This is a genomic window from Streptomyces sp. SAJ15, assembly GCF_007595705.1.
Classification (GTDB): Bacteria; Actinomycetota; Actinomycetes; order Streptomycetales; family Streptomycetaceae; genus Streptomyces.
The window spans coordinates 927,189-950,928 of record NZ_NISY01000001.1 but is presented as its reverse complement, the minus strand read 5'-3'; the positions used below and the strand labels follow the sequence as shown (position 1 = coordinate 950,928).

General features: G+C 74.1%; 19 protein-coding genes. 12 read left to right on the top strand and 7 right to left on the bottom strand.

What is annotated here, in order from left to right; genetic code table 11:
• The first annotated feature begins 59 nt into the window (after positions 1-59).
• The 7 genes from scy (at position 60) to CD790_RS04170 (ending at position 12,250) form a co-directional block, all read left to right on the top strand.
• The gene (gene scy / locus CD790_RS04200) at positions 60-4,400 is read left to right on the top strand and encodes a polarized growth protein Scy (RefSeq protein ID WP_144381573.1); all 4,341 of its coding nucleotides are present in this window, start codon (positions 60-62) and stop codon (positions 4,398-4,400) included.
• Between the two features lie 1,572 nt (positions 4,401-5,972).
• Positions 5,973-6,908 carry a cellulose-binding protein gene (locus tag CD790_RS04195; RefSeq protein ID WP_144381572.1) on the top strand — a complete coding sequence of 312 codons (936 nt, stop codon included), beginning with the start codon at positions 5,973-5,975 and terminating at the stop codon, positions 6,906-6,908.
• Between the two features lie 196 nt (positions 6,909-7,104).
• Positions 7,105-8,079: an ABC transporter ATP-binding protein gene (locus tag CD790_RS04190; protein ID WP_144381571.1), complete on the top strand. Its 975-nt coding sequence runs from the start codon at positions 7,105-7,107 to the stop codon at positions 8,077-8,079.
• 4 nt (positions 8,080-8,083) lie between these two features.
• Positions 8,084-8,857, top strand: coding sequence for an ABC transporter permease (locus CD790_RS04185; protein ID WP_144381570.1), 774 nt, complete (start codon positions 8,084-8,086; stop codon positions 8,855-8,857).
• A gap of 20 nt (positions 8,858-8,877) precedes the next feature.
• Positions 8,878-9,894: a hypothetical protein gene (locus CD790_RS04180; protein ID WP_144381569.1), complete on the top strand. Its 1,017-nt coding sequence runs from the start codon at positions 8,878-8,880 to the stop codon at positions 9,892-9,894.
• 77 nt (positions 9,895-9,971) lie between these two features.
• Positions 9,972-11,234, top strand: a complete 1,263-nt coding sequence (locus tag CD790_RS04175) for an ABC transporter ATP-binding protein (RefSeq protein WP_144381568.1) — start codon at positions 9,972-9,974, stop codon at positions 11,232-11,234.
• 164 nt (positions 11,235-11,398) lie between these two features.
• Entirely contained in the window at positions 11,399-12,250 is an 852-nt protein-coding gene (locus CD790_RS04170; protein ID WP_260867346.1) for an ABC transporter permease, read from the top strand.
• Positions 12,251-12,295: 45 nt separating this feature from the next.
• Here CD790_RS04170 and CD790_RS04165 read toward each other — a convergent pair whose 3' ends face one another.
• Positions 12,296-12,628 carry an ATP/GTP-binding protein gene (locus CD790_RS04165; protein ID WP_144381566.1) on the bottom strand — a complete coding sequence of 111 codons (333 nt, stop codon included), beginning with the start codon at positions 12,626-12,628 and terminating at the stop codon, positions 12,296-12,298.
• Positions 12,629-12,846: 218 nt separating this feature from the next.
• Between CD790_RS04165 and CD790_RS04160 the strand changes: the two genes are divergently transcribed.
• Positions 12,847-13,881: an LLM class flavin-dependent oxidoreductase gene (locus tag CD790_RS04160; protein ID WP_144381565.1), complete on the top strand. Its 1,035-nt coding sequence runs from the start codon at positions 12,847-12,849 to the stop codon at positions 13,879-13,881.
• Between the two features lie 125 nt (positions 13,882-14,006).
• On the opposite strand, the gene CD790_RS04155 is transcribed toward CD790_RS04160, so the two are convergent.
• The gene (locus CD790_RS04155; RefSeq protein WP_144381564.1) at positions 14,007-14,399 is read right to left on the bottom strand and encodes an SCO5389 family protein; all 393 of its coding nucleotides are present in this window, start codon (positions 14,397-14,399) and stop codon (positions 14,007-14,009) included.
• Between the two features lie 212 nt (positions 14,400-14,611).
• Between CD790_RS04155 and nucS the strand changes: the two genes are divergently transcribed.
• Positions 14,612-15,274: an endonuclease NucS gene (nucS, locus tag CD790_RS04150; RefSeq protein WP_186318856.1), complete on the top strand. Its 663-nt coding sequence runs from the start codon at positions 14,612-14,614 to the stop codon at positions 15,272-15,274.
• 346 nt (positions 15,275-15,620) lie between these two features.
• On the opposite strand, the gene CD790_RS34395 is transcribed toward nucS, so the two are convergent.
• The 4 genes from CD790_RS34395 to CD790_RS04130 form a co-directional block, all read right to left on the bottom strand.
• On the bottom strand, positions 15,621-18,215 hold the full coding sequence (locus CD790_RS34395) for an ATP-binding protein (protein WP_186318855.1): 2,595 nt from the start codon (positions 18,213-18,215) through the stop codon (positions 15,621-15,623).
• Positions 18,216-18,613: 398 nt separating this feature from the next.
• Complete coding sequence (locus tag CD790_RS04140; protein ID WP_144381563.1) at positions 18,614-18,937, bottom strand: STAS domain-containing protein; 324 nt, start codon at positions 18,935-18,937, stop codon at positions 18,614-18,616.
• 232 nt (positions 18,938-19,169) lie between these two features.
• Positions 19,170-20,018, bottom strand: coding sequence for a 3-hydroxyacyl-CoA dehydrogenase family protein (locus CD790_RS04135; RefSeq protein ID WP_144381562.1), 849 nt, complete (start codon positions 20,016-20,018; stop codon positions 19,170-19,172).
• Positions 20,019-20,095: 77 nt separating this feature from the next.
• Positions 20,096-20,764, bottom strand: a complete 669-nt coding sequence (locus CD790_RS04130; protein ID WP_144381561.1) for a TetR/AcrR family transcriptional regulator — start codon at positions 20,762-20,764, stop codon at positions 20,096-20,098.
• A 79-nt stretch (positions 20,765-20,843) separates the two neighbouring features.
• Between CD790_RS04130 and CD790_RS04125 the strand changes: the two genes are divergently transcribed.
• The 3 genes from CD790_RS04125 to CD790_RS04115 are packed head-to-tail and all read left to right on the top strand — an operon-like array spanning position 20,844 to position 23,016.
• Positions 20,844-21,638: an ABC transporter ATP-binding protein gene (locus tag CD790_RS04125; RefSeq protein ID WP_144381560.1), complete on the top strand. Its 795-nt coding sequence runs from the start codon at positions 20,844-20,846 to the stop codon at positions 21,636-21,638.
• 29 nt (positions 21,639-21,667) lie between these two features.
• Entirely contained in the window at positions 21,668-22,423 is a 756-nt protein-coding gene (locus tag CD790_RS04120) for an ABC transporter permease (protein ID WP_144381559.1), read from the top strand.
• A 20-nt stretch (positions 22,424-22,443) separates the two neighbouring features.
• On the top strand, positions 22,444-23,016 hold the full coding sequence (locus CD790_RS04115) for a cob(I)yrinic acid a,c-diamide adenosyltransferase (RefSeq protein ID WP_144381558.1): 573 nt from the start codon (positions 22,444-22,446) through the stop codon (positions 23,014-23,016).
• A gap of 84 nt (positions 23,017-23,100) precedes the next feature.
• On the opposite strand, the gene CD790_RS04110 is transcribed toward CD790_RS04115, so the two are convergent.
• Entirely contained in the window at positions 23,101-23,685 is a 585-nt protein-coding gene (locus CD790_RS04110) for a hypothetical protein (RefSeq protein ID WP_144381557.1), read from the bottom strand.
• Positions 23,686-23,740: the final 55 nt, after the last annotated feature.

Here is a 23,740-nt window from a genome sequence, read left to right as displayed (position 1 = left end):
GAAGTACGCAGGAACGGAGCCGGCTGCCAACGCGACCAGGGGACGGATGGGACCGCGCTGTGCGGGGCTACGACCGCTACGAGCCTGACGACCACCTCGCGAAGTTCGAGGCCGAGATGGAGCGGCTGAAGACGGAGCGGGAGAAGGCCGTCCAGCACGCCGACGACCTCGGCTACCAGGTCGAGGTGTTGCGCGCCAAGCTGCATGAGGCGCGCCGCACCCTGATGACCCGTCCCGCCTACGACAGCGCCGATCTCGGCTACCAGGCCGAGCAGCTGCTGCGTAACGCCCAGGCGCAGGCCGACCAGATCCGCGCGGACGCCGAACGCGAGGTGCGGGAGGCCCGCGCCCAGACCCAGCGGCTGCTCCAGGAGCACGCCGAGCGGCAGGCGCGGCTGGAGTCCGAGCTGCACGCCGAGGCGGTGGCCCGACGGCAGCGGCTGGACGAGGAGCTCGCCGAGCGGCGCTCCACCGTCGAGTCGCACGTCAACGAGAACGTGGCCTGGGCCGAGCAGTTGCGGGCCCGCACCGAGGCGCAGGCCCGCCGACTGATGGACGAGTCGCGGGCCGAGGCCGAGCACGCGCTGGCGACCGCCCGCGCGGAGGCGCAGCGGCTGGCGGAGCAGACCCGGCAGCGGCTGGGCTCCGAGGCGGAGGCGGCGCGCGCCGAGGCGGAGGCGATCCTGCGCCGCGCCCGCAGCGACGCCGAGCGCATGCTCAACGCGGCCGGGGCGCAGGCCCAGGAGGCCACCGACCACGCCGAGCAGCTGCGGTCCGCCACCACCGCCGAGTCCGACCAGGCACGGCAGCAGGCGGCCGAGCTGACCCGGACCGCCGAGACCCGGATGCAGGAGGCCGACGAGGCGCTGCGCCGGGCGCGGGCGGAGGCCGAGAAGGTGCTCGCCGAGGCCAAGGACGCGGCGGCCCAGCGGCTTTCGGCCGCCGAGACCGACAACGAGCAGCGCAGCCGCACCGCCAAGGCGGAGATCGCCCGGCTGGTGGGCGACGCCACCAAGAGCGCCGAGGCGCTCAAGGCCGAGGCCGAGCAGCTGCGCGACGACGCCCGCGCGGAGGCGGAGCGGGTGCTCGCCGAGGCGCAGGAGGCCGCCCGCGCGAAGGCCGCCGAGGACTCGGCGGCGCAGCTGGCCAAGGCCGCCCGTACCGCCGAGGAGGTGCTGACCAAGGCGTCCGAGGACGCCCGCGCCACCACCAGGGCGGCCGCCGAGGAGGCCGAGCGGCTGCGGCGGGAGGCCGAGGCGGAGGCGGACCGGCTGCGCGCCGAGGCGCACGACACCGCCGAGCAGCTCAAGGGCGCCGCTCAGGACGACACCAAGGAGTACCGCGCCAAGACCGTCGAGCTCCAGGAGGAGGCCCGGCGGCTGCGCGGCGAGGCCGAGGCGCTGCGCGCGGAGGCGGCCGAGGAGGGCGAGCGGATCCGCGCCGAGGCGCGCCGCGAGGCCGTCCAGCAGATCGAGGAGGCCGCCGGCACCGCCGAGGAGCTGCTGACCAAGGCCAAGGCGGACGCGGAGGAGACCCGCACCGGCGCCACCGCCGAGAGCGAGCGGGTGCGGGCCGAGGCCGCCGAGCGCGCCTCGGGGCTGCGCAAGCAGGCCGAGGAGGCCCTGGAGCGGGCCCGTGAGGAGGCCGAGGAGCTGGTCTCCACGGCCGAGGAGCAGGCCGGCCGGGTGCGGTCGGAGGCCGCGGACGCCGCGGCGCGGCTGCGCGAGGAGACCGAGGCGGCGCTGACCGAGCGGCGCACCGAGGCCGAGGCCGAGCTGTCCCGGCGGCACCAGGAGGCGGAGGCGCGGGTCGCCGCCGCCGAGGAGGCGCTGCGCGAGGCGCGGGCCGAGGCGGAGCGGCTGCGCCGGGAGGCCGGCGAGGAGACCGAGCGGCTGCGCGGCGAGGCCGCGGAGCGGCTGCGCGCCCTCCAGGAGCAGGCCGAGACGGAGGCCGAGCGGCTGCGTGCCGAGGCCGCCGAGGACGCCTCCACCGCCCGTGCCGAGGGCGAGGCGGCCGCGGGCCGGCTGCGCACCGAGGCGGCCGCGGAGGCCGAGCGGCTGCGCACCGAGGCGCAGGAGAGCGCCGACCGGGTCCGCGCGGAGGCCAAGGCCGCCGCCGAGCGGCTGGGCGCCGAGGCCGCCGAGGCGCTGGGCGCCGCCCAGGAGGAGGCCGCCCGGCGGCGCCGCGAGGCCGAGAAGCTGCTGGGCGACGCGCGCGACGAGGCCCAGCAGGAGCGTGAGCGGGCCCGCGAGCAGAGCGAGGAGCTGCTGGCGACCGCCCGCAAGCGGGTCGCCGACGCACAGGAGGAGGCGCAGCGGCTGGTCGACGAGGCCGAGGAGCGCGCCACCGAGCTGGTCGCCGCGGCCGAGCAGACCGCCCAGCAGGTGCGGGACTCCGTCGCCGGGCTGCACGAGCAGGCCGAGGAGGAGATCGCCGGGCTGCGCTCGGCGGCCGAGCACGCGGCGCAGCGCACCCGTACCGAGGCCCAGGAGGAGGCGGACCGGGTCCGCGCCGACGCGCACGCGGAGCGGGAGCGCGCCGCCGAGGACGCCGTCCGGATGCGCGCCGAGGCCCAGCAGGAGCTCGAAGCCGCCGAGTCGCTGGCGGAGCGTACGGTCACGGAGGCGATCACCGAGGCGGACCGGCTGCGCACCGAGTCCCGCGAGGAGGCCAACAAGCGGCGCACCGACGCCGCCGAGCAGGCGGACCTGCTGGTCACCGAGGCCACGAACGAGGCCGAGCGACTGGTCGCCGACGCCACCGCGGAGGCCGAGCGGCTGCGCGCCGAGGCCGAGCGGCTCACGACCGAGGCACGCGAGGCGGCCAACAAGCGCCGCAGCGAGGCCGCGGAGCAGGCCGACCGGCTCATCGCCGAGGCCACCAACGAGGGCGAGCGGCTGGTCACCGCGGCCACGGCGGAGGCGGAGCGGCTGGTCTCCGAGGCCACCGGCGAGGCCGAGCGGGTGCGGGCCGAGGCCGAGCGGATGGACACCGAGGCGCGCGAGGCCGCCAACAAGCGCCGCAGCGAGGCGGCGGAGCAGGCCGACCGGCTCATCGCCGAGGCCACCAAGGAGGCGGAGAAGCTCACCTCCGAGGCCACGAGCGACGCCAAGCGGATGCGCGCCGAGGCCGAGCGGGTGGTCTCCGACGCCAACGCACGGGCGCAGCAGCTGCGCACCGAGGCCACCGACGCGCGTGCCACCGCCGAGCAGGACGCCGCGCGCACCCGCGCGGACGCGCGCAGCGACGCCAACAACATCCGTTCGGAGGCGGCGCAGCAGGCCGACCGGCTGCTCACGGAGGCCATCAACGAGGCGGAGAAGCTCACCTCCGAGGCGCGCGAGGACGGGAACAAGCGCCGCGCGGACGCCGCCGAGCAGGCCGACCGGCTCATCGCCGAGGCGACGGACGAGGCCGAGCGGCTGCGCAGCGAGGCCGCCGAGGCGGTCAACTCCGCCCAGCAGCACGCCACGCGCACCCGCGCGGAGACCGAGAAGGCCGCCGCCGCGGCGGCCAAGGAGGCCGAGCGACTGGTCAGCGAGGCGCGCGCGGAGGCGGAACGCACCGGCGACGCCGCCCGCGAGGACGCCAACAAGCGCCGCGCGGAGGCCGCCAAGCAGGCCGACCGGCTGGTCAGCGAGGCCAGCAGTGAGGCCGAGCGGCTCGCCAAGGAGGCCCAGGAGGCGGCGCTGCGCACCGCCACCGCCGCCGAGGAGCAGGCGGACACGATGGTCGGCGCCGCCCGCAAGGAGGCCGAGCGCATCGTCACCGAGGCGACCGGCCAGGGCACCGGCATCGTGGAGAAGGCCCGCGCGGACGCCGACACCATGCTGGCCGAGGCCCGCGGGGACGCCACCGCGATAAGGGAGCGCGCCGACGAGCTGCGCGCCCGCGTGGAGTCCGAGGTGGAGGAGCTGCACGAGCGGGCACGCCGCGAGTCGGCCGAGCAGATGAAGGCCACCGGCGAGCGCGTCGACAAGCTGGCCGCGATGGCGACGGCCCAGCTGGTGGAGGCCGAGGAGAAGGCGAAGCAGATCGTCTCGGACGCCGGCAGCGAGGCCAACAAGGTCCGCATCGCCGCCGTCAAGAAGGCGGAGTCGCTGCTCAAGGAGGCCGAGCAGAAGAAGGCCGACGCCACGCGCGACGCCGAGCGGGTGCGCGCCGAGGCGCGCGACGAGGCCCGGCGCATCGTCGAGGAGGGCAAGCACGAGCTGGAACAGCTGGTGCGCCGCCGCGAGGACATCAACGCCGAGATCTCCCGCGTCCAGGACGTGCTGGAGGCCCTGGAGTCCTTCGAGGCCCCCTCCAGCGGGGGCAAGGGCGGCAAGGACAACGGCAACGTGAAGGCGGCCGCGGGCGCGGGCTCCGGCCGCTCGGGCGGCAAGTCGTCGGGCTCCTGACCCGCCGGCCCCGGGACCGACGGTCCCGGGGCCCCGCACCACCGCCGAACGAGCCACCCCGCCCCACCACCGGCGACCGGCGGCCCACCCATCGGGACACCCGGCCCACCGACCGGACGGGCCGAACCACCCACCACGACCGGCGACCACACCCGGCCGGAGCCCCACGACCGGCGACCACCCGCGCGCCGGAGCACCGCACCACCGGTCCCGTAGCCACACACCAGCACCGAACGAACCACCCGACTCACTACAGTGACCGGCGCCCGACCGCACCGGAACGCGCAGCGCCCGGACCACCGCCCGGACGGGCCGACCACCACGGCCCGCGACCACCACGCGCGCCGGAGCACCACAGCCCCCGACCAGACGCGCGCCGGAGCACCACGGCCACCCGACTCCCGAGCTACCCACCGGACGGCCCGAGGCCACCAGCAGCCCGCGGCCACACACGAGCGCCGGAGCGCCGGACCACCCACCCCCGCAGCCACGGGCCACCGGCGGTGTGGCCCCGGGCCACCCGGCCCGCGGACACACGCGCCGACTACCGGCCCGAAGGGGCACGGGACACCGGGCGGTCGGCCCGGGCCACCGGTGGTCGCCACGGGCCCGGCGGGCTTTCTGGCCGCGGGGCGGCCGAGCGCCGGCCCCGGACCGTGGAGCCTCCAGCCGTGGGCGGCCGCCCGGACCGGCGGAGCCTGCCACCACCACCCCGCCGCGACGGCGAACAACCACCGCGGCGGGATCCGGCGGTGCCGAGCCGGCGGCTCCGGCCAGGGGCTACGACCGTCGTGACGGTGGCCAGTAGGGCTCGGGGAGCTCGCACGGCCGGGGATGGCCGCAAGGCCGGGGGCCCGCAAGGCCGGAGTCCCGCGAGCGGGGTGTCTCGTAAGACCGGGGCCAAGCAGGGGCCGCTGAGGCCCACCCGCGCTCAGCCCGCGGGGATCCCGCGTACGACGCGACGTTTCACGTCTCAGGCCCCTTCGGCGCCCGCGCGGCGCCCCTCGCGCGAGCGCCCCTCGCGCGAGGGGACCTCAGGGGGTGCCCCGACGGCGATATCTGGCCACTCGCGGAGCGGTCTCGCCGTCCACCGCTCCGGCGGCGTCACCCGCGCGTGCACCGACCGTCGACAACGCGGGCGGCTCTCCTCTGCTAGGGAGGTGGCTGACCGACCGTTCGGAGGGCGCGGGCGCGGGCCGCGCGGGGCGGTATGCCCGTTCCCGGCCGGGATTTCCCCGCGTATCCGGTGGGAAAATGTCGCCCGGACGGACGCAACAGGTCACCCGCATGGCGAGAATTCGTCACTCGGGCGGACGCGGCCGTTCATCTCCTCATACATGAACGCGCAAGCCGGCATGCGGAATACGGCCCGGCGGCGGAGCGAAGGCCGTCCCGAGGCCGCGGCGGGCGCGTATCGTCCCCGTCATCCCGGAGGGTGACAACTCGCGCGTAAAGCCGCCACTCAAAAGGCTGGACATTCTCCATATCAAACCGGCATTGACTCGATGACACGCCGCTTGGACCCCTAGGATTCCTTCTATCACCTCACCGGTCTCTTTCGACAGGAACCCCATGAGCGACACTTCCTCCCCCTTCGGCTTCGAGCTCGTGCGGCGTGGATACGACCGCGGTCAGGTGGACGACCGCATTACGAAGCTCGTCGCCGACCGAGACAGCGCACTGGCCCGTATCACCGCGCTCGAAAAGCGCATCGAGGAGCTGCACCTCGAAACGCAGAACGCGCAGGCCCAGGTCGCCGACGCCGAGCCGTCCTACGCCGGCCTCGGCGCGCGCGTCGAGAAGATCCTTCGGCTGGCCGAGGAGGAGGCCAAGGACCTGCGCGAGGAGGCTCGCCGCGCCGCCGAGCAGCACCGCGAGCTCGCCGAGTCGGCGGCCCAGCAGGTGCGCAACGACGCGGAGTCGTTCGCCGCCGAGCGCAAGGCGAAGGCCGAGGACGAGGGCGCCCGCATCGTCGAGAAGGCGAAGGCGGACGCGGCCACGCTGCGCGCGGAGGCGCAGAAGGACGCGCAGTCCAAGCGTGAGGAGGCGGACTCGCTCTTCGAGGAGACCCGCGCCAAGGCCGCCCAGGCCGCCGCGGACTTCGAGACCAACCTCGCCAAGCGGCGTGAGCAGTCCGAGCGCGACCTGGCCTCGCGTCAGGCCAAGGCCGAGAAGCGGCTCGCCGAGATCGAGCACCGCGCGGAGCAGCTGCGGCTGGAGGCCGAGAAGCTCCGCACCGACGCCGAGCGCCGCGCCCGGCAGACCGTGGAGACCGCGCAGCGCCAGGCCGAGGACATCGTCGCCGACGCCAACGCGAAGGCGGACCGGGTGCGCAGCGAGTCCGAGCGCGAGCTGGCGGCGCTCACCAACCGCCGCGACAGCATCAACGCCCAGCTGACCAACGTCCGCGAGATGCTGGCGACCCTCACCGGTGCCGCCGTCGCCGCCGCCGGCTCCCCCAGCGACGACGAGACCACCCGCGGGGTCCCGGCCCAGCAGGGTCGCTGACGCCGCCGTACACCCGCCTGGTCGAGGGGCCCCGCCATCACCTCCGATGGCGCGGGCCCCTCGTCGCGGTGAGCGCCCCGGTGCCGCCGCGCGGCCTCAGCCCCTACGGCCGGCCACGACAACGCCCCGCGGACCTGGTCCCCCGTCCGCGTGACACCGGGTGCGATCCGGCACATCCCACGCATAGCGTGGACGCGTGATCGAGCTCGACGGGCTGACCAAGCACTATGGCGAGAAGCTCGCCGTGGACCACCTCACGGTCACCGTCCGACCGGGCGTCGTGACGGGTTTTCTGGGGCCGAACGGGGCCGGGAAGTCGACGACGATGCGGATGATGCTCGACCTCGACAATCCCTCGGCCGGCACGGTCCGCATCGACGGCAGGCACTACCGGCAGCTCTCCGACCCGCTGCGGTCGATCGGCGCGCTGCTGGACGCCAAGGCGATGCACGGCGGCCGCAGCGCCTACAACCATCTGCTCTGCCTGGCGCAGAGCAACGGCATCCCCCGCGCCCGCGTCTCCGAGGTGCTGGACGTCGTGGGCCTCACCCCGGTCGCCGAGAAGCGCACCAAGGGGTTCTCACTGGGTATGGGGCAACGGCTGGGGATCGCCGCCGCGCTGTTGGGCGATCCGCAGGTGCTCCTCTTCGACGAGCCGGTCAACGGCCTCGACCCCGAGGGCATCCACTGGATCCGCAACCTGATGAAGCAGCTGGCGGCCGAGGGCCGCACCGTCTTCGTCTCCAGCCATCTGATGAGCGAGATGGCCCTCACCGCCGAACACCTGGTGGTCATCGGGCAGGGGCGGCTGCTCGCGGACACCTCCATGGCCGACTTCATCGCGCGCAACGCGCGAGCCTATGTGCGGCTCCGGTCACCGGAGCCGGAGCGGCTGCGCGAGGCGTTGGCCTCGGCCGGGTACGCCGCGGTGACGGTGGCGGACGGCAGCCTGGAGGTGGCGGGCGACGAGGCGGCCCGGCTGGGGGACCTGGCCGCCGCGCAGGGGATCACGCTGCACGAGCTGAGCCCGCAGCGCGCGTCCCTGGAGGAGGCGTTCATGAGGCTGACCGCCGAGTCGGTGGAGTACCACGCGCACGCCGCGGGCGAGGGCCCGGCGCGCGGCTGGGGCAGCGACTGGCCGCCGCGGTCCGCCCCTCGGCGGGAGCGGTGAGGCGATGGCCGGGGTCGTCGGACAGGTGCTGCGGTCGGAGTGGACCAAGATCAGGTCGGTGCGCTCCACGGTGTGGACGCTGGGCGTGGCGGCGGTGGTCACCATCGCGCTCGGCGCGCTGATCAGCGGGCTGGTCAGGAACGACTACGCCACCATGCCCGCGCGCGACCGGCTCGCCTTCGACCCCACCTACGTCAGCTTCGCCGGGATGGGACTCGGCCAGCTGGCGATGATCGTCTTCGGGGTGCTGGTGGTCTCCAACGAGTACAGCACCGGCATGATCCGCACCTCGCTGGCCGCCGTGCCGCAGCGCGGCACCTTCCTGTTCTCCAAGGTGACGGTCGCCGGACTGCTGGCGCTGGTCGTGTCCATGGTGACGAGCTTCATCACCTTCTTCGTCGGTCAGGCGATGTTGGGCCCGTACGCGGCGCAGCCGCGCGACCCCGGGGTGCTGCGCGCGGTCGTCGGCGGCGGCCTGTACATGACGCTGATCACGGTCTTCTCCATGGGCGTGGCCACCATGCTGCGCAGTCCGATGCTCTCCCTCGGCGTGCTGATGCCCTTCTTCTTCCTGGTCTCCAACATCCTCGGCAACGTCTCGGCGACCAGGGAGGTCGGCGCCTACCTCCCGGACCAGGCGGGCCAGAAGATCATGCAGGTGGTCACGGTCGAGGACGACGCCCCGTACGGGCCGTGGGGCGGGTTCGCGATCATGGCGCTGTGGGTGGTGGCGGCGCTCGCGGCGGGATTCGCGCTGCTGCGGAAGCGGGACGCCTAGCGGCGCTAGGGTCGTATGTCGTGACCGACCGCACCCTGGAGGCGCTCGGCTTCGCCGAGCTGCCGTACGAGCGGCCGCTGACCTACCCCGGCCGCACCATCGTGGAGCCCGTGCTGCTGTACGGGAACGAGCTGTGGCCGCTCCGGCCGACCCCGGGCCGGCTGGGGAGCTGGCGGGTGCTGTGCCCCGCCGGTGCGCCGGACGCCCCACCGGACAGGCTCCCGGACGCCGCACCGGGTAGGAGATCGGCCGGGGCCTCGGACGCGACACCGGACAGGACGTCGGACGGGGCACCGGGCGGGACATCGGACGGGGCGCCGGGCGGGGCCTCGGACGGGGTGGAGGAGCCGCTGGACGCGGTGCTGACCCGGCTCGGCCAGCCGCCCACCGGCGCCCGTCATCCGCTGCTGACCGTCGGCTCCAACGGCTCCCCCGCGCAACTGCGCGCCAAGCTCGCCCGGCTCGGCGGGGCCACCGCGCTGCCCATGCTGCGGGCCCGGGTGCGCGGCATCGGCGTCGGGGTGACCGGGCACATCAGCATCTCGGGGTATGTGGCGGCCGCGCCGTACGCGGATCCGCGGGTGGTGAGCGACCTCGTGCTGTGCTGGCCCGACACCGCGCAGCTCCAGGCCGTGGACGCCAGCGAGAGCGCCGCCAACTACCGACGGCTGCTGCTGCCGGGAACGGACTTCCCCATGGCGCTGCCCGGCGGCGAGCGGCTCGGCGGGGCGTATCTCTACGCCAGCGTGCGCGGAGTGCTCGCGGGGCCCGACGGAAGGCCGCGGCACGGCGGCGGGGAACAGCACGCCCTGCTGACCGCGCTGCTGGCCGACTCGGCGCGACTGCGGGAGCTGCTCGGCCCGGACCCGGAGCGCTGGGTGGCGCGGGTGCGCGGGGACGCGGCGGTGCGGGCCGCGGGGACCCGGATCCTCCGCGAGGAGGGCTGGCTGCTGCCCCAACCGACCCTGGACGACTACGCCGACACCCGGGGTGAGCTCTGGCCTCGTAGTTACGATCTGCTCACGACAGGGCCATGACGGGAACCGTCAACACGGGGCTATCCTCCTAACCCTCACCGGGGCGTCTGCCCTGAGCCATTCGCGAAGGGCGGAGAATGATCGAGGCAGTCGGCCTGACGAAGCGCTACGGCGACAAGACGGCCGTGTACAACCTGTCGTTCCAGGTGCGGCCCGGAGCCGTCACCGGCTTCCTGGGGCCGAACGGCTCCGGCAAGTCGACCACGATGCGCATGATCCTGGGCCTGGACGAGCCGACCTCCGGTCAGGTCACTGTGGGCGGCTATCCGTTCCGTCGGCTGCCGAACGCCCCGCGCCAGGTCGGCGCGCTCCTCGACGCCAAGGCCGTGCACGGCGGCCGCAGCGCGCGCCAGCACCTGGTGTCCCTGGCACAGCTGGCCGGCATCCCGGCCCGCCGGGTGGACGAGGTGCTGGGCGTCGTCGGCCTGCAGAACGTGGCACGCAAGCGCTCCAAGGGCTTCTCGCTGGGCATGGGCCAGCGGCTGGGCATCGCCGCGGCGCTGCTGGGCGACCCGCAGGTGCTGCTGTTCGACGAGCCGGTCAACGGCCTGGACCCCGAGGGCATCCTGTGGGTCCGCAACCTGATGCGGCAGCTGGCGGCCGAGGGGCGCACCGTCTTCGTCTCCAGCCACCTGATGAGCGAGATGGCGCTCACCGCCGACCACCTGATCGTGATCGGCCGCGGGCAGCTGCTCGCCGACATGAGCGTCAAGGACTTCATCTCCCACAACTCGGCGGACTTCGCCCGGGTGCGGGTGCCCGACCAGCAGCCGGAGCAGCGCGAGAAGCTGACCGCGGCGCTGAGCGAGGCGGGCGGCCAGGTGCTTCCGGAGCAGGACGGCGCGCTGCGGGTCACCGGGCTGCCGCTGCCGCGCATCAGCGACCTGGCACACCAGGCGGATGTGCGGCTGTGGGAGCTCTCCCCGCACCAGGCGTCGCTGGAGGAGGCGTACATGCGGATGACGCAGGGCGCCGTCGACTACCGCTCCACCGTCGACCAGCGGGCCGGGCTCCAGCCGCAGCCGGATCCCTACGCCCCCGTCCAGCAGCCCGGGCCGGTGCCGCCGCAGGTGCTCCCCGCGTTCACCCCGCCGCCCCCGCCGGGGCAGGGCGGCTACCCGCCGGCGCCGGGCGGCCAGGCGCCGAACCCCTACGCGGCCGCGCCGGGCCAGGCGCCGCACCCGTACGCGCAGCCGGCCCAGGCCGCGGCGCCCGCCGCTCCCCCGGCCCCGCCTGCGGCCCAGGTCCCCGCCGCGCCGCCGGCACCCGCCCAGGCCGCGCCCGCCGCCCCCGCAGCCCCCGCCGATCTGAACAAGCGCGACAACGAGGACGCCCGATGACGACCCCGTACCAGCAGCAGCCGGCCCAGGCCCCGGCTCCGGTGCCGGCACCGCCCGGAGCGGCGCCGGTGCCCCCGCACGGCACCCCGCCGCAGGGCATGCCGCCGCAGCAGGGCATGCAGGCCATGCCGCCGCAGGGCGCCCCGCAGGCCATGCCGCACGCCATGCCGCAGGGTGCGCCGCAGGCCATGGGGCAGGGCGCGGCGCCGATGGGCGGCTACGTCTCGGCGATCCCGATCCGCCGCGCCCACCTCGGCGACGCCCTCGCCTCCGAGTGGACCAAGATCAAGTCGGTCCGCTCGACCATGTGGACGCTGGGCGTGATGATCCTGCTGGTGGTCGGCGTCGACTTCGCCACCGCGGCGGTCGTCGCCGACAGCGACGCCAATCTGGAGGGAGAGTCGCCGCTGGGCATCGGCTTCGTCGGGGTGCTGCTCGGCCTGCTCTGCGTGATCACGCTCGGGGTGCTGGTGATCGCCTCGGAGTACGGCACCGGGATGATCCGCACCACGCTCACCGCCTGCCCCAGCCGGTCCCGGGTGCTGACCGCCAAGGCGATCGTCTTCTTCCTGGTCGCCTTCTCGATCACCACCGCCACGGCCTTCCTGGCCGCGCTGATCAACGACTCCATGCTCGGCAGCATGGAGGGCGCTGGCGAGTCGACCGGTGAGGACTGGTTCAAGGCGACGGTCGGCATCGGGCTCTACGTGGCCATGCTGGGCCTGCTGGCGCTCGCCGTGGGCGCGCTGATCCGGCACTCCGCCGGCGCGATCACCATCATGATCGGCGTGGTGCTGCTGCCGCTGGTGCTCGCGATCTTCATGCAGGGCGAGGGGCTCACGGACCTCCGGGACGCCATGCTGGAGTACTCGATCCCCAACCAGCTGGGCGTGATGTACGCCAACACCGTCTCCGACACCGGCCCCTCCGGCTGGGATCCGCTGTGGATCATCACCGGGGTGACCGCGGCCGTCATGGCCTGCGCCTACGCGCTGCTGAACAAGCGCGACGTCTGATCCCCGCCGACGCGGCCCGGCACCCTCGGCCGCCGCCCCGGGAGCTCAGTACCTCGGGGCACTTCGAGACCGCTGGAGCCGCGCGCTCCGGCGGTCTCGCGCGTTCCAGCACGCCTTGTGCCAGTGCCGGCGGTCGTCGGCGCCGCCGTCGCCACGCCAGGCCACCACATGCGGCACCCCCGGCGGGATCTCCTGGTCGCAGCCGGGGCAGCGGTAGTACTTGGCCGCGGCGAAGCCGCCGACCTGCCGGACCATCCACTCCTCGCCCTGCCACGTCTCGGTCCGCTCCAGCCCGTAGCGCTCCGTCGGCTCGGACGGCTCGGCGGCGCGGGCGGCGGGCAGGCCGCCGCCCTGCGGGCGATTTCGGCGTGGGGACATGGGATACCTCGGGCGTCGTCGGACGGTGAAGCCACGGACTGTCACCAGGTTACGCGTCACCGTCACGCTGCGGGGTACGCGTTATCCACAGCCACTCTCCGATCATCATCCAAAAATTCTTGCCAGGCCGTGCCTTTGGCACGTGTCAGGCGTTATTGCCGGTGAGGGGTCGAGCATCCGGGGCCAAGCCGAGAACCGCGAGAGAGGCGGAGAGCGACATGCGCGTGGGGGCTTTCATCCTGGCCGCCCAATTCCCCGGCCAGGGACAGGGCGAGGCGCTGCACCGTGCGGTGCGGTCCGCCGAGACCGCCGAGGCGTCCGGCCTGGACGCCGTCTGGCTCGCCGAGCACCACTTCGTTCCCTACGGCGTCTGCCCGTCCGCCGTCACGCTGGCGGCGCTGCTCCTCGGCCGCACCCGGCGGATATCCGTGGGCACCGCGATCAGCGTGCTGCCCACCGCGCACCCCGTCGCCCTGGGCGAACAGGCCGCGCTGCTACACCTGTTGTCCGGCGGCCGCTTCACCCTCGGTGTCGGCCGCGGCGGCCCATGGGTGGACCTTGAGGTCTTCGGCGCCGGACTCGCCGCGTACGAGAAGGACTTCCCGGAGTCGCTCGACCTGCTGCTGCGCTGGCTGCGCGAGCCGTGCGTCGGGGCGGACGGCGAGCGGTTCCGCTTCCGCGAGGTGCCGGTGGTGCCGCGCCCCCGCGAGGGGCTGGACGGGCCCGGCTCCACCGGCCCCGGCGTCGTGGTGGCCTGCACCTCGCCCGGCAGCGTGCGGCTCGCCGCCGAGCGCGGGCTGCCGATGCTGCTGGGGATGCACAGCGGGGACGAGGAGAAGGCGGAGATGGTGGCGCTGTGGCGGGAGTGCGCGCTGGCCGCCGGTCACCCTCCGGAGTCGGTCGGGGCGACGGAGCACATCTCGGCCGGGGTGGCGCAGATCGCGGACGGCCGCCCGGAGGCGGCCGAGGTGCTCCTCAAGGCGATGCCCGGCTGGTTACGCCAGGGGCTGGCCGCGCACCGCACGATCGACGGCCGGCAGCGGCGGATGCGGGATCCGCACGGATACGCCGAACTGCTCTGCCGGCTGCATCCGGTGGGCCCACCCCGGCTGTGCGCCGACCGGCTCGCGGCGACCGCCGAGCGCACCGGAATCCGGCGCTTCGCGCTGTTGGTGGAGGGTTCGGGCGATCTGGCGACCACGGAGGAGAACGTACGGCGGCTGGGGCACGAGGTGCTGCCGCTCCTCGGCTGACGGCGCCCGCCACGGCGCGTCGTGCCGGGCCCCGCGCCGCTGGGACCCGCCCGGTGGGTCTCGGCGCGTGCTGCCGCTCCTGACCTCAAGCACCTCCCCGCTCGCGGAGCGGCAGCCGACGGCTGTCAGCAGTCGCGCAGTTCGGGGGACTGGTTGAGCAGCTGACCTCTGATGGACGTGAAGCGGGCGAGTCTCTCGTCCGCGGACGCGTCCAGGGGGAAGACCGCCACCCGATGGCAGTTCTGGAAGGCCAGTCGTACCCCGAAATGACGCTGCAGCGCGCCCCGGATCGCATCACTCGCCAAGGCCCGCAACAGCTGACCACGCGCCTGCTCGTCCGGCGGCGGCGTCTGGTTGTCGGCGAAGTCACCGCCGTCGACCTTGAGCTGGGCCACCAAAGAGCTGATCATCTCCCATGCGTACGGCAGGGAGGTCCGGACGCAGTCGACGAAGGCGGCTTCGTCGACCTCGCCTCGCTCGGCCTGTTCGAGGAGGGCCGGTGAGACGTCCAGCGACATGGGGTTTCTCCTCTCGCGACCCCAGAGCACAGGGTCTCAGGGACGGGCGGACGGCCGCGACGCAGGGTGCACAGCCGACGACCATCCGCTTCAACCCTAATTCGGCCACCGCACCGGCACCAGGAGAATGCACACACAACCAGCCAGGGCCGAACAGGTCGATCGCTGGACGAATCGCGTCGACCCCCCGCCGTCGAGTAGCGTTGCCCACCATGCGTCTCGTCATCGCCCGTTGCTCCGTGGACTACGCGGGCCGGCTCACCGCCCACCTCCCGTCGGCACCCCGCCTCATCCTGATCAAGGCCGACGGCAGTGTGTCCATTCACGCGGATGACCGGGCCTACAAGCCCCTCAACTGGATGTCGCCGCCGTGCACCCTGAAGGAGGGGGACGGCAGTGTCTGGACGGTGGTGAACAAGGCGGGCGAGAAGCTCATCATCACCATGGAGGAGATCCTTCACGACTCCTCGCATGAGCTCGGGGTGGACCCCGGACTGATCAAAGACGGCGTGGAAGCGCACCTTCAGGAGCTGCTCGCCGATCGGATCGAGACACTTGGCGATGGCTGGACGCTTATTCGGCGTGAATACCCCACTGCCATTGGCCCCGTGGACATTCTCTGCCGGGACGCCGACGGGGCGACCGTCGCCGTCGAGATCAAGCGCCGCGGAGAGATCGACGGCGTCGAGCAGCTCACCCGCTATCTCGAGCTCCTCAACCGCGACCCGCACCTCGCCCCCGTCAAGGGCGTCTTCGCCGCCCAGGAGATCAAGCCCCAGGCCCGCGTCCTCGCGACGGACCGGGGCATCGGGTGCGTCGTCCTCGACTACGACGCGTTGCGCGGCGTGGAAGACGACAAGCTGCGCCTGTTCTGACCCACGGCTTCCCGGCCCGGGGCACCCCTTGAGGGGCCCCGGGCCTTGCCTTTTCCCCTGCGGGGGGCGAGTCGCGCGTGGGGGCCGAGCCCCCTCCATGCCTTGTTCGGCACCGCGCCTTGTTCGGCACCGCGCCTTGTTCGGCACCGCGCCCTGTTCGGCACCGCCGGACTCCGCCGTCACGCGTCCCGCCGTCGCGGCGGAATGAAGCCGCTGGCCGTCGCCGGCGACCGGAGGCCAGCGGACCCCAACCCGCCGCGCCCTGTTCGGCACCGCCGGACTCCGGCGTCACGCGTCCCGCCGTCGCGGCGGAATGAAAGCCCCCGCCCGGGCTTGCGGGGAGGCGTCAGGCCGTCGGGGTTTCCGGGGCCGGCTCGGGGGCGGTGGCGGTGGTGGGGAGGGGGCCGGTGGCGGTGCTGGGCGGGTTGGTGGGCGGCGTCGTCGGCGGGGTGGTCGGCGGCGTCGTGGGGGGAGTCGTCGGCGGGGTGGTCGGCGGCGTCGTCGTCGGGGTGGGGCCGGTGGTCCTGGTCGGCGTCGGGCTCGTGGTCGGCGGGTCGGTCGGCGTGGTCGGCCGGCCGGTCGGGCTCGGCGATCCGCTGGGCTCGTCGGAGCCGGACGGCGAGGGGTCACCGCTCGTCGAGGGGTCGCCGGGTTCGGCGCTGCCGGAGGGCGAGGCACCGGAGGCCGACGGGATCGGGGCGGCACCGCTGACGCCGGGCCGCGGCTGCTGGTCGCCGCCGTCCGGCACCGGCTCGTCGGCGGTGAGCCCGTCGTCCTCGTCCTGCTGGGACGCCGACTGGCCCGGCTTGCCGGGGTTCGCCGGATTGCCCTCGTCCTCGTTCCCGGAGGTGGCGCCCAGGGTGACGACGGTGCCGAGCACCGCCACCAGCAGGGCGCCGGCGCCCGCCGCGACCAGGTTCCGCCGGGCGCCGGTCAGGGCCATCCACGGCAGCGTACGCCGCGGCTTGCCGCCGCTTGGGGGAGCGCCCGCGCCGCCGGCGGCGCTCGCGCCGGCCGTGCCGCTCGCGCCGCCCGGGAGGCCGGTGGGGGCCGCGCTGGGCGGCGGGGGGGCGGAGGTGACCGCCGTGGTCGTGTTGTCCCCGGGCAGTGGTGCCGGGACGCCGCCCGGCGGAGAGGCGGACTGTTCGGTGCGGGCGTCCGGGACCTCCTCGCCCGGCGCGGTGCCTCCGGGCGCTGCCGGGGCCGGTCGCGTCGGGCCGCCGGAACGGTCGGCGACCAGGGCCAGGGCGCGCCGCCCGGCCACCGCGCCGCGCCGGTCGGAGAGCACGCCACGCAGGCCGATGGATGCCTCCAGCTCGGCCCGCGCCCGGTCCAGGTTGCCGCTGCACAGCGCGAGGACGCCCAGCTCGTGGTGGAAGTACGCCTCCTCGGCGACCTCCCCCGCCAGTCGGGCGGCCTCCTGGCCGTGCCGCAGGGTGCGCTCCCAGGCGCCCCAGGCCAGCGCGCCGGCGAAGGCGGGCGCGGCGGTGCGGGCCAGCAGCACGGCGGCGCTGGTCTGCGCGGCCACCCGAGCGGCGATCAGGGCGGACAGGGTGGCGAGGACGGCGTCCGCCTCCAGGGCGACGCGCTCGGCGGCGACCGAGGGGTGGCCGGCCCACCAGGCGTAGTGCTGGGCGACGCCGAGCGCGTGCTCGGGCGCCTCCTCGGCGTACCCGGCGGCGGTCAGCTGGGCGACCACGCCGCCGGCGAGCCGGTAGTGCGGCCCGGTGGCGGTGATCAGGCCGCAGCCCAGCAGTTCGCCGATGGCGGCGTCGGCGTGGGTGTCCCCGGTCAGGGCGGGCAGATGGGACTGGTGGGGCAGCTCGCCGCCGAGGGCGACCGCGAACCGCAGCGCGTGGCGGGCGGCCTCGCTGAGCCGGGAGGCCAGCAGGGCGGCCGGGGCGACGCCCTCGGCCAGGGTGGGCAGCGGTACCGTCTCGCCGCCGTGGGCGTCGTCGGTCTCCGCCGTCTGGGCGGGGACGGGCGCCTTGGTGAGGTCGCCGTAGCTGTCGAAGGAGCCGGGCGCGGCCCGCAGTTCGTCCAGTTGCCGCAGCAGCGCCCCGGCCTGGACGAAGCGCAGCGGCAGGCCCTCGGACTCGAACCACAGGTCGGCGGCCCAGTCGGCCTCCTCCTCGGTGAGCGGGCGTCGGGCGGCCTGCTCCAGCAGTTCCAGGCAACCGTTCTGACTCAGCCCGCTGAGGAACATCTCCTCCAGGTGCGAGCCGGCGGAGGGTGCCGGAACGTCCGGGGTGACGGAGATCAGGAAGGCGCACTCGGGCGTGGCGTCGAGGAACTCGTCCAGGGCCGCGCCGCCGAACTCCAGGTCGTCCAGGACGACGACCGCGCCGATGTCGGCCACCGCGGCCAGCAGCTCCTCGCGGTCGGGGCGGTGGACGGAGCCGCCCGCGCCGTAGACGGCGGCGTACAGCTCGTGCAGCAGGTCGGCGGAGGTGCGGTGGTGGCCGGTCAGTCGCACCACGCCGTCCGGGGCCAGCTCCGCGCAGTCCTCGGCGACGGCGTCCAACAGCACGGTGCGGCCGGCGCCGGAGGGGCCGGTCAGCCGCACCGAGCGGCCGCGGGAGAGCAGTCGTACCAGCCGCTCCCGCTCCTCCTCGCGCTCCAGCGTCGGCAGCTCGGGCAGGCCGCCGGGGCCGGTGGGCGGCTGCGGGGCGGCGGCGCGGCGCAGCTCGGCCCGCTCCTCCTCGGTGTGTCGGCGCGCGCCCGCGGGTCGGCGGCTGGGCGGGCAGGGCTCTATCTCGCTGCCGTCGATCGGGTTGACGGTGACCAGCAGATCGCCGGAGACCAGCTGGGTGGTGCGGGCGGGTCCGGACGGCGGGGTCAGCTCCCGCGGCGGTACGGCGCCGCCGTCGCCGGCGCGGGGCGCCGGGTCCTCGTGACCGTGCTCGTCCGGTCCCGCGGGTCCCATCGTCGTCGGGTCCATGGCCTAAGCCCCCCAGGTGCGTGGTGGCGTGCTGTGTTCCTCCCCGGCTGGTCAGCACTCACTCCCGGTGCCCGCCGAAGGCAGTGGGTGTGCGGTGGAGAACCGAACCCCAGAACTTCCCACAGTATCCACCGAGCGCGACGGGCCGTGTGGCACCCCGGTCGGTCCGTCCGCGGCGTGAGACCGCTCATACCGCCGGTCGGCGGACCCGCTCGACGGCCCCGCCCGGGACCCGGCGGGCCCGAGCGCTCCGGGCTCCGCGGCCGGCCGGCCCGAACACCCCGGGCTCCGAGGACCGTGGCCCGTCGGGTGTCGGGGCACCGGTGAGGGAGGCTCCGTGCTCCCGCTGGTCGGCGGTCCCCCGGGTCGGCGGCCGGGGCGCCGTGGCGGCCCGGCCGTCAGACGCGCGGCAGGGACTCGGCCTCCAGCCCGCCCTCGATGGCCAGGATGCGGTGCAGCCGGGTGGCCACCAGCAGCCGCTGCATCTGGGGCGGCACACCGCGCAGCACGAGTCTGCGGCCCGCCCGGCCGGCCCTGCGGTGCGCACCCATGATCACGCCGAGGCCGGTGGCGTCCCAGGAGTCCAGCTCGGTGAGGTCGAGCACCAGGTCGCCGTGGCCGGCGTCGATGGCCGAGTGCAGGGCCGTACGGGCGTCCGCCGCGCTGCGGACGTCGAGGCGGCCCCCGACGACCAGCTCGGCGTGGTCGCCCCTGATATGCATATGCGCTCCCCTGATGTGGTGCGTGTTGTCAAAAAGTTCTATAGAACTGACTGCCTCTCACACGGCAAAGTTGCCGCCTGTAAGCGAACCGATACCGAATTCACCCACGAGGGTGAAGTTCGGACGCGCCGCTGACCTGATACTGCGTCAGCGTCAGCTGATACGGCCGCGCACCGCGCGCGGCGGGCGCCCACCGGACGCCCGCCACGCGCGGGCCGCGCCCGTCGGTCGGTCAGTGCTGGTAGAAGCCCTGCCCGCTCTTGCGGCCGATATCACCCGCATCGACCATTCGGCGCATGATCTCCGGCGCCGCGAACTTCTCGTCCTGGGACTCGGCGTAGATGTTGTCGGCGGCGTGCAGCAGGATGTCCACGCCGGTCAGGTCGGTGGTGGCCAGCGGGCCCATGGCGTGCCCGAAGCCCAGCTTGCAGGCGATGTCGATGTCCTCGGCGGTGGCCACCCCGGACTCGTACAGCTTGGCCGCCTCGTTGACCAGGGCGATGATCAGTCGGGTGGTGACGAACCCCGCCACGTCGCGGTTGACGACGATGCAGGTCTTGCCGACCTCCTCGGCGAAGGCGCGGGCCCGGGCCAGCGTCTCGTCGCTGGTCTTGTAGCCGCGCACCAGCTCGCAGAGCTGCATCATCGGCACCGGCGAGAAGAAGTGGGTGCCCACCACCCGCTCCGGGCGGCTGGTGGCGGCCGCGATCTTGGTGATCGGGATCGCGGAGGTGTTGGACGCCAGTACGGTGTCGTCCTTGACCAGCCCGTCCAGGGTGCGGAAGATCTCCCGCTTGATCTCGATCTTCTCGAAGACGGCCTCGACCACGATGTCGGCGTCGGCGGCGGCGTCGAGGTCGGTCGTGGTGGTGATGCGGGCCAGGGCCTGGGTGGCGTCCTCGGCGGTCAGCTTGCCCTTGGAGACGAACTTCTCGTAGGACGCCTCGATACCGCTCTTCCCCCGCGCGAGGGCCTCGTCCGTGACATCACGCAGCACGACCTCGTACCCGGCCTGGGCCGAGACCTGAGCGATACCGGACCCCATGAGTCCGGCCCCGATGACGGCGAGCTTCTTCGCCACGACACACACCCTCTCCTCGACGTATGTGCCGGACCCTAGTGCCCGTCCGGGCCCCGTGCAGCCCTAAGTAAGGCGCGTCACGGTGTGTTCTTCACCGCATAGTTGAGGGTGCGCTCGCCCAGCAGCGACTCGACGGTGTCCAGCGTGCCGAGGACGGTGCGGGCCACCTCCTCGGGCTCCCCGCCGGCCGCCACCAGCCGCAGCACCCCGTTGACCACGACGCTGGAGACCCAGGACAGCTGACTGGCGATGAGCATCGGCAGCGGGTCGTCCTCGTCGGCGCCGGTCTCCTCGCGCAGCGTGCGTCCCACGGCCTGGCAGATCAGCTCCTGCATCGTCAGGATCCGGGCGCTCAGCGCGGTGGACTCCCTGATGACCTCCATGAAGCGCCGGAAGCCCGGGTTGAGGCCGTCGGCGGTGCCCTCCTCCAGGCTGGTGCGCAGGGCCCGCAGCACCGCGTGGGCGGCGGACTCGCCGACCTCACGCCCCTCGATGGCCCGCGAGAGCCGGTTGACCTGCTCGTCCTGGCGGTCGAAGAAGAGGTCCTCCTTGGCCGGGAAGTAGTTGTAGACGGTGTTGACCGACACGTCGGCGGCGTCGGCGATCTCGGCGATGGTCACCGCGTCGAAGCCGCGCTCCAGGAACAGCCCCGTGGCCACGTCCGAGATGTGCTGCCGGGTCTGTCGCTTCTTCCGCTCCCGCAGCCCCTCGGTGCGCGGTGCCGCCGCCTGTGCCCTGCCGTCCATGTCCCCATCCTAGCTTCGATGGGCTCGCTCAATTTTTGTAGTCATTGCAATTTTTAAGTGGCTATGTTTTTCTGGCGCCATGCCGAACCGACCCAGCGTCGTCACCACCGGGCTCGCCCGGACCTTCCAGACCAGGCGCGGCCCCGTCGAGGCCGTGCGCTCCGTCGATCTCACCGTCGAGCGCGGCGAGATCCTCGGCTTCCTCGGCCCCAACGGGGCCGGTAAGACCACGACCCTGCGGATGCTCACCACGCTGCTGCCGCCGACCGGCGGCAGCGCCACCGTCGCCGGCTGCGACCTGGCCCGCGATCCGGCCGGCGTCCGCCGGAGGATCGGATACGTCGCCCAGTCCGGGGGCGTGGACCCGGCCGTGTCGGTGCGCGAGGAACTCACCACCCAGGGGCGGCTGTACCGGCTCTCCAAGGCCACGGCCGCCGCCCGCGCCGAGGAGCTCGCCGCCGAGCTGGACCTGACCGGGCTGCTGGACCGGAGGTGCTCCGCCCTCTCCGGCGGCCAGCGCCGCCGGCTGGACATCGCCATGGCCCTCATCCACCGGCCCGAGGTGCTCTTCCTCGACGAACCCACCACCGGCCTGGACCCCGGCAGTCGGGCGGACCTGTGGGACCTGATCCGCCGCGTCCGCGCCGAGCGGGGCACGACCGTCTTCCTCACCACCCACTACCTCGACGAGGCGGACGCCCTCGCCGACCGGCTGGTCGTGGTCGACGGCGGCCGGATCGCCGCCGAGGGCACCGCCGCCGCGCTCAAGGAGGCGTACGGCGGCTCGCCCGACGCCAGCCTGCAGGACACCTTCATCGCCATCACCGGACGCGGTGCCACGCCGGACGCCCCGGCCGCCCCGGTCGCGGTCTGACCGGCCCGGCCCCACGGAGGAACCCACCCATGTCCCCTGTCGTCTCCGACACCGGCCTGATCTTCGGCCGCTATCTGCGGCAGGCCCTGCGGTCCAGGCTGGGCCTGGTCTTCGGGCTGCTGCAACCGCTGCTCTTCCTGGTGCTGTTCGGCCCGCTGCTCAAGCGGGTCGACCTCGGCGGCCGGGGTGACGCCTGGCAGACCCTGGTGCCCGGCCTGCTGGTCCAGCTCGGGCTGTTCAGCGCCGCCTTCGCCGGCTTCGGCATCCTCATCGAGAAGCAGCTCGGGATCATCGAGCGGATGCGGGTCACCCCGGTCAGCCGGCTGGCGCTGCTGCTCGGCCGGGTGCTCAAGGACGTCGTCCAACTCTTCGCGCAGTCCGTGCTGCTGGTGCTGGTCGCGGTCGCGATGGGGCTGCGCGCCCCGCTGCCGGGCGTGCTGATCGGCTTCCTGATCGTCGGCGCGTTGACCGTCTCGCTCGCCGCCCTGTCGTACGCGCTGGCCATGCGGGTCGCCACTCCCCAGGAGTTCGCCCCCGTCGTGAACGCCGTCAACCTGCCCGCGATGCTGCTCTCCGGGCTGCTGCTGCCGATGTCGCTGGCCCCGCACTGGCTCGACGTGGTCTCGCACTTCGTGCCGTTCCGCTACCTGGTGGAGGGCGTGCGTGCCGCCTATGTCGGCGCGTACGGGGACGGGAAGGTCGCCCTGGGCCTGGCGGTGGCCGCGGCGCTCGCGCTGGCCTCCGTGACGCTCGGCACACGGGTGTTCCGCAGAACGGGCGCCTAGTTCGCGCGTACGCTCGGGGCATGGTCAATCTCACCCGCATCTACACGCGAACCGGGGACAAGGGCACCACGGCCCTCGGCGACATGAGCCGCACCGCCAAGACCGACCTGCGGATCTCCGCGTACGCCGACGCGAACGAGGCCAACGCCGCGATCGGGGTGGCCATCGCGCTGGGCGCGCTGCCCGCCGAGGTCGCCGAGGTCCTGACCCGCGTGCAGAACGACCTGTTCGACGTCGGCGCGGACCTGTGCACCCCGGTCGTCGAGAACCCCGAGTACCCGCCGCTGCGGGTCGAGCAGTCCTACATCGACAAGCTGGAGGCGGACTGCGACCGCTTCCTGGCCGACCTGGAGAAGCTGCGCTCCTTCATCCTCCCCGGCGGCACCCCCGGCGCGGCCCTGCTGCACCAGGCGTGCACGGTGGTCCGCCGGGCCGAGCGCTCCACCTGGGCCGCGCTGGAGCGGTACGAGGACTCCATGAACCCGCTCACCGCCACCTACCTCAACCGCCTCTCCGACCTGCTGTTCATCCTGGCCCGGACGGCGAACAAGGAGGTCGGGGACGTGCTCTGGGTGCCCGGCGAGAACCGCTGAGCGGGATCCCACCGGCTGCCGGGCACCGGACGGCCGGGCGGCCCCGTCCACCCGGCCGTCCCGCCCGCCGCGGGCGGCGCGTCGTCAGAGGAGCGTCCGGGACCGGTCCTCGGAGCCGGTCGCGGTGGTCACGGAGGGTGGGGCGGACTTGGGCCACAGGGTGTAGCTCAGCGCGATGACCGCGTTGACGCCCATGACGAACAGCATCCGGATCTGCCACTGGCGCAGCGAGCCGGTCTCCCCCTCCCCGCCGACGTACCAGACGGCGGCCTGGAGCAGCGCGATGGCGATGGCGCAGGCGAGCATCCAGCGGCCGGCCTCCCGCCACTCGTACGCCATCCGCTCCCGGCCGTACTTCGGCTTCGCGGCCGGCGGCGGGCCGCCGGCGAAGCGGTGGGCGAAGCGGACGTCGGCCCACTTGATCATGCGATGGCCCATGGCGACGGTGAAGCCGATGTAGACCGCGGCGAGTCCGTGCTTGAAGTCCGGCTCGGCGCCGTTCTTCAGATCGACGGCGGTCACCACCAGCAGCGTCAGCTCCAGCAGCGGCTCGCACAGCAGCACCGCCACGCTCGCCCGGGGCATCTTCGCCAGGTAGCGCAGCGCCAGGCCACCGGCCAGCAGCACCCAGAAGCCGACCTCGCAGATGACGATCAGCGTGACGATCACGACGCCGTCCTCCCACTCTCTCGTCCGTCGTGCACCCCCCAACCGTCTCGCGGCC

Excerpts from the sequence above, each read along its gene's own strand:
- CD790_RS04195 (WP_144381572.1), top strand. The coding sequence starts at position 5,973 with ATGAGCGACACTTCCTCCCCCTTCGGCTTCGAGCTCGTGCGGCGTGGA.
- CD790_RS04185 (WP_144381570.1), top strand. The coding sequence starts at position 8,084 with ATGGCCGGGGTCGTCGGACAGGTGCTGCGGTCGGAGTGGACCAAGATC.
- CD790_RS04175 (WP_144381568.1), top strand. The coding sequence starts at position 9,972 with ATGATCGAGGCAGTCGGCCTGACGAAGCGCTACGGCGACAAGACGGCC.
- CD790_RS04170 (WP_260867346.1), top strand. The coding sequence starts at position 11,399 with ATGCCGCAGGGTGCGCCGCAGGCCATGGGGCAGGGCGCGGCGCCGATG.
- CD790_RS04165 (WP_144381566.1), bottom strand. The coding sequence starts at position 12,628 with ATGTCCCCACGCCGAAATCGCCCGCAGGGCGGCGGCCTGCCCGCCGCC.
- CD790_RS04160 (WP_144381565.1), top strand. The coding sequence starts at position 12,847 with ATGCGCGTGGGGGCTTTCATCCTGGCCGCCCAATTCCCCGGCCAGGGA.
- CD790_RS04155 (WP_144381564.1), bottom strand. The coding sequence starts at position 14,399 with ATGTCGCTGGACGTCTCACCGGCCCTCCTCGAACAGGCCGAGCGAGGC.
- nucS (WP_186318856.1), top strand. The coding sequence starts at position 14,612 with ATGCGTCTCGTCATCGCCCGTTGCTCCGTGGACTACGCGGGCCGGCTC.
- CD790_RS34395 (WP_186318855.1), bottom strand. The coding sequence starts at position 18,215 with ATGGACCCGACGACGATGGGACCCGCGGGACCGGACGAGCACGGTCAC.
- CD790_RS04140 (WP_144381563.1), bottom strand. The coding sequence starts at position 18,937 with ATGCATATCAGGGGCGACCACGCCGAGCTGGTCGTCGGGGGCCGCCTC.
- CD790_RS04130 (WP_144381561.1), bottom strand. The coding sequence starts at position 20,764 with ATGGACGGCAGGGCACAGGCGGCGGCACCGCGCACCGAGGGGCTGCGG.
- CD790_RS04125 (WP_144381560.1), top strand. The coding sequence starts at position 20,844 with ATGCCGAACCGACCCAGCGTCGTCACCACCGGGCTCGCCCGGACCTTC.
- CD790_RS04120 (WP_144381559.1), top strand. The coding sequence starts at position 21,668 with ATGTCCCCTGTCGTCTCCGACACCGGCCTGATCTTCGGCCGCTATCTG.
- CD790_RS04115 (WP_144381558.1), top strand. The coding sequence starts at position 22,444 with ATGGTCAATCTCACCCGCATCTACACGCGAACCGGGGACAAGGGCACC.